This window comes from Bradyrhizobium sp. (genome assembly GCF_036009065.1).
Classification (GTDB): domain Bacteria; phylum Pseudomonadota; class Alphaproteobacteria; order Rhizobiales; family Xanthobacteraceae; genus Bradyrhizobium.
Genome location: NZ_DASYMN010000372.1, coordinates 1 through 5,404, shown reverse-complemented (window position 1 = coordinate 5,404; position 5,404 = coordinate 1). Strand labels below are relative to the sequence as shown.

The 5,404-nt window shown below is 62.0% G+C and carries 4 protein-coding genes; all 4 read right to left on the bottom strand.

Features of this window, described 5'->3' with window-relative positions; genetic code table 11:
• Positions 1–929: MMPL family transporter (locus VGP39_RS22835; protein WP_327570365.1), on the bottom strand; the 929-nt coding region annotated here is incomplete at its 3' end.
• Positions 930–1,128: 199 nt separating this feature from the next.
• Positions 1,129–1,893, bottom strand: a complete 765-nt coding sequence (gene eutC / locus VGP39_RS22830) for an ethanolamine ammonia-lyase subunit EutC (protein ID WP_327570364.1) — start codon at positions 1,891–1,893, stop codon at positions 1,129–1,131.
• A 4-nt stretch (positions 1,894–1,897) separates the two neighbouring features.
• Entirely contained in the window at positions 1,898–3,478 is a 1,581-nt protein-coding gene (locus tag VGP39_RS22825; protein WP_327570363.1) for a B12-binding domain-containing radical SAM protein, read from the bottom strand.
• An 86-nt stretch (positions 3,479–3,564) separates the two neighbouring features.
• Complete coding sequence (locus VGP39_RS22820; RefSeq protein WP_327570362.1) at positions 3,565–4,947, bottom strand: ethanolamine ammonia-lyase subunit EutB; 1,383 nt, start codon at positions 4,945–4,947, stop codon at positions 3,565–3,567.
• Between the last annotated feature and the right edge of the window lie 457 nt (positions 4,948–5,404).

Sequence of the window (5,404 nt, the reverse complement as noted above, 5' to 3'; positions counted from 1 at the left end):
GAAAAGCTGATCACCATGATCAGCGGCGTCATCACGTTCAGGAACATGTTGAGGTTGAAATTGGCCCAGCCGAGACCGCCGAGCGCCAATATGATCGCGATGATCGGCGGGCCCGCGGCGACAATCATGAACGATATCTTGCGGAAAAAGATGATCGCGATGATGCAGCCGGCGAGAATACCGAGGACATTGTAGGTCAATCCGTCGCGCTTGACCGCGTTGCGGATTTCGAGCTGCATCACCGGGACGCCGGACAATTCCGCGGCGAGGTTGCTGCCCGCAAGGTCATCCTTCATCAGCTTGCGGATGTCGCCGACGGTCTTGCTGAGCTTGTTGCTGGAGACGACCTCAGGCTCGAGCGACAGCACGATCAGCGCCAGCGTGCCATCTTCGGAGAGCAGCTTGCCGCGGATGATCTCGTTGGTTTTGACGGTCTCGATGAACTTGTCGTAGTCCGCGCCTTGCGGCAGGTCCTGGGGAAACAGCGCGGCCGGCAGTTTGCCGGGCGCCGGCGCCTGACGCGCCGAGAACAGCGAAATCAGGCCGCGCGTTCCCTCGACCAGCTGCAGATCGGTGACGAGATCGCGCAGCTTTTCGAGATTGTCGCGCGCCAGCAGCGTCTTGCCTTCGACCACGACCAGCACGTCGAATTCGGTGGCGGGGAAGCGCTTGGTGACCGCCTCGTATTGCCGGTATTCCTTGGAATCGGACCGGAACAGCTGGCTGAGGGAATCGTCGATCTTGATGCGTTCGATGCCGAAAATCGCCGCGATCAACAGGGCGGCCAGAATGATGCAGGATACGATCGGCGCCTTAACCGCGATCAGCCCCATCCGCTCCAGCCCGAAGGCGATACTGTCCGTCGGCCGCCGCTCGATCTTCTCGGCCTTCTCGACGTGAACCTCACGGTCGCTGTTCTTTTCGAGCATGCCCTATCCAGTTCTCACGTCGATGCGGCCTGTAGCCTGGTTCCGAAGCGCGAATGAGGCTGAAACCGGCGCGTATCGGCGCTAGCCCTTGAAAACATGCATTAAATTGCCGCGACGGGTGTGTAGCAGGGATGGGGGACATCTCGCAAGCGCGAGGCAAGCGCCAATCCGGCGCAGTTAACGACGAAATCGGGCCGAATCAGGGATCATCCCGGCTCAATGCGGGCGGCTGCCCGCCGCTCTCATCCTTCAGCGCCACTCCCGTGACGCCTCGCGCCAGCCCCTCGCGAACCAGCCAGGCGATCTTGAAGGCGGCTTCGTCATAGCTGAGGCCGGAGGAATGGACGTTGGAGACGCAGTTGCGCATCGCATCGGTGCAGCCGGCTTTGGGCGCGAAGGTCAGATAGGCCCCGAGGCTGTGCGGCGCGGACAGGCCCGGCCGCTCGCCGATCAGCATCACGGCCATGCGCGCGCCGAGCAGCGCGCCGATCTCATCGCCCAGTGCGACCCGCGCGCCTGATGCGACGATGATGGGGCCGAGTTCAATTGCGCCCAGTCTTGGAACAAAACTGCGTATCAGTTCGACCGCATGGACGTTGACCGCGGATGGCGAGAGACCGTCGCCGATGACGATCGCAAGATCGCATGGGCGGTAGCAACTATCGAGCGCCTCCAGCGATGCAGGATCGAGCTTCCGCCCCAAGTCCGGACGCCTCAGATAGTCCTTGCGGGTTTGCGCGTGGCTCGACACCTGAACCGCCGGCAATCCAAGCGCGTCAAGGCCGGCGACAATGGCTGCAGTATCGAAAGCGGCATGGACGGCATCGCGGGCACGCGCATGATCGAGCGTGAACTCAAGCAACGCCTGCGTCGGCAGGCTTGCTCCGGCGCGGCCGAGCCCGACCCGCGCCGGGGTCAGATGCCGCAAATCACGCAAGGATCGTGGCGGCGCTGGGGTTTTCACCGGTCTATTCGGCAGGGACCGACGCCTCGCGCAGCCGTATCGAATAGTTCGATGCGTTCTGTTGGCCACGCGACGCATCGCGCGCGAACATGATCAGATGATGCGCGACCAGCATGGAACTGATGAGATATTCGATCTGGCCGCGCGCAAGCCGCCGCAGCGCGAACTTCCAGAAATGCGACTTGTAGTCGCCGAGCACGCCGACCTTCCAGAAGATGTTGCGCAGCATGGTCAGGCCGAGCTTGATATTCGCCCAGGTCGCCTGCTGCGGGGTCCGCATGTTGAGACGCTTCGGATAGGTTTCGCGGATCTGGTATTCGTAGCGCTGCAGCAGTTTCGCGGGCTCGTAGGCGCTGCCCATGCAGGCGCGCCAGGTGGTCACGACATCGTCATAGGGCAGCCGGAAGTCCACATTGGAGTCGCGCCCCTCGTCCTCGATCAGCCGGTTTTCCTTTTTCAGCCGATCCCATAGCGGGGTCTGCGGCAGCGCCTGCAGCAGGTTGATGGTCAGCAGCGGAATTTGCGACGCATCGATGAATTCGAGCAGATGCTGCCCGGTCTCGGGCTTGTCGGTGTCGAGCCCGAGGATGATGCCCGATACGACCTCCATGCCGTAATTGTTGAGCGTGTGGATCGCCTCCATGATGGGCACCATCATGTTGTGATCCTTTTTCATCGCTTTCAAGGCTACCGGATCGGGCGTCTCGATGCCGCAGAAGATGGTCTCGAACAATGCTTCGCGCATCTGCGCCAGGATCTCCGGGCGCTTGGCGATGTTGAGCGTCGCCTCGCAAGAGAAACGCAGCACATAGCCGGTCTTCTTCTGCCATTCGATCAGATGCGGCAGCAGGTCGAGCGCAGCCTTGCGGTTGCCGATGAAATTATCGTCGACGAAATAGACCGAGCCCATGACGCCGCATTCGAGCAGCTTGTCGAGTTCAGCGGTGATCTGCTGCGGCGATTTCAGCCGCGGATTGCGGCCGTACAAGCCGGGGATATCGCAGAATTCGCACTGATAGGGACAGCCGCTGGAATACTGAATGCTGCCGAGAAAGTAACGCTTGATGTCGGCGAGTTCGTAGGCGGGAATTGGAAACTTGGTCATGTCCAGACGGTCAGCCGTTTTCAGCACCACCTGCTGCTGCGGCCGCGACGGATCCTGCGCCAGCCGCTTGATCAGTTCATCGGTGGCGTCGCCGAGTTCCCCGACATGCAGATAGTCGAACGAGGGATAGTAGTCCGGACAGGCCGACACCGACGGTCCGCCGATCGCCACCGCCAGATCATAGGCGTGGGCGCGGCGGCAGATATCGTTCATCTGCTGGCGCTGGATATGCATCCCGCTGACGAACACCGCTTCGGCCCACTCAAAATCTTCCCTGGTCGCGGGGCGGATGTTTTCGTCGATGAAGCGCACCGGCCAATTGGCGGGCATGTAGGCCGCGATCAGCAAAATTCCCTGCGGAGGCATGAAGGCCTGCACGCCCGCCAACGGATAGGCGTATTCGAAGGTGCCGAATGACGGCGTATAGCGCGGAAACACGCACAGGATGCGCCGCACCGTCCCTAAGCCCTCAGCTCGCATCGATCTTCCTCAAAACCTGCAGTGGCTCAGTAGTTTAAGCACGCTCCTCGACGCTGGGCCACAAATTCCTCAACATTGTGGCAGGCTCAGGCGATTAACCGGGATGCGAAATCCGGCAGCAGTCCGTCTTCGCCGGTCAGCCGGAAATCGGCGCCCGCAAGGCCGCTGCGGAACAACCAGTCGTCGAATTCAGGCGCCCGCTTCAGGCCGAACAGGTCGCGGACATAGAGCGCGTCGTGGAACGAGGTGGACTGGTAATTCAGCATGACATCGTCGGCCCCCGGCACCCCCATGATGAAGGTCACGCCGGCCGCCGCCAGCAACGTCAGCAGGTTGTCCATGTCGTCCTGGTCGGCTTCGGCGTGGTTGGTGTAGCAAACGTCGACGCCGAGCGGCAGGCCAAGCAGTTTTCCGCAGAAATGGTCCTCGAGCCCGGCGCGGATGATTTCCTTGCCGTCGTAGAGATATTCCGGGCCGATGAAGCCGACCACGCTGTTGACCAGCAGCGGATCGAACGCGCGGGCGACGCCGTAGGCGCGCGCCTCAAGGGTCTGCTGATCGACGCCGTGATGGGCGCCCGCCGACAGCGCCGAGCCCTGCCCGGTCTCGAAATACATCACATTGCTGCCAACCGTGCCCCGCCGCAGCGACAGCCCGGCCTCGCGGGCCTCCTTCAGGATCGCAAGATCGATGCCAAAACTCCTGTTGGCGGCCTCTGTCCCCGCGATCGACTGAAATACCAGATCGACCGGAAAACCCTGGTTGATCAGTCCAAGCGTGGTGGTGACATGCGCCAGCACGCAGCTTTGGGTCGGAATCTGCAGCCGCGAAATGAGTTCGTCGAGCAGCCGCACCAAGCCGCCCAAAACCGCCGGATCGTCGCTGGCGGGGTTGATGCCGATGCAGGCGTCGCCCGAGCCCAGCATCAGTCCATCGAGAATGGACGCGGTGATGCCCCTGGCATCGTCAAAGGGATGATTGGGCTGCAGCCGTACGCTCATGCGTCCGCGCAGCCCAATGGTGTTGCGGAAGTGGGTGACGATCTCGCATTTTTTCGCCGCCAGGATCAGGTCCTGGTTGCGCATCAACTTTGAGACCGCCGCGGCCATCTCCGGCGTGATCGCGCGTGCAACTTGCATCAGCGTCGCGGGTATCGCCGCGTCCGACAGCAGCCAGTCGCGGAACGCGCCGGTTGTCAGCGACGAGATGGCGGCAAAGGCCTGCCCATCGTGGCTGTCGATGATCAGCCGGGTGACTTCGTCGTCCTCATAAGGCACCACGGTTTCGGCAAGAAACTGTTTCAGCGGAACATCCGCCAGCGCCATCCTCGCCGCGATCATCTGCTCCGCGGTTTCGGCAGCCAAACCGGCCAGCCGGTCGCCCGAACGCGGCGGCGAGGCTTTCGCCAGCAGGTCGCGCAAGTCATCGAATACATAGGAATGCGCGGCGATGGCGTGGCGATAGATCATGGTTGCTCTCGATCACCAGCCTCATCCGTGCGAAGGCCGGGACCCATACGCCGTGGCCCGTGTTCTGGACGACGTCAGTATACTTGTTGGACCGCCATACAATAGCATCGCCGTTACGTGTTATGGGTCCCCCGCGCTTTCGCGGGACGACGAAAAATAATTCTTGGAACCTATAAAAATTCCTATTGATGTCATTCCTACAATCCGGTATATATTACTAATCCTGTCCGATGAAGGACCGCTTTCTAGAAGCGATCCTGCAGCGGACAGAGCGAGAGCTGGCCGGACCGGGGCGCCCCGGAACGGTCGACAGGCCGATGGCCAGGTGGAGCGCCGGGAGGCGCAGCGCCTGCCTTGGGCGCGCGCGGTGCCTTGCCGCGCGAGGTGGGTACGTTAATCCCGCCTCCAAGGGTACCCGCTGGTGCCCTGGCGCCTCCCGCCGCTCCATCCCCTCGCG

What these genes read in the sequence shown, in the direction of transcription:
- VGP39_RS22825 (WP_327570363.1), bottom strand. Translation starts at nt 3,478, where the DNA reads ATGCGAGCTGAGGGCTTAGGGACGGTGCGGCGCATCCTGTGCGTGTTT.
- VGP39_RS22820 (WP_327570362.1), bottom strand. Translation starts at nt 4,947, where the DNA reads ATGATCTATCGCCACGCCATCGCCGCGCATTCCTATGTATTCGATGAC.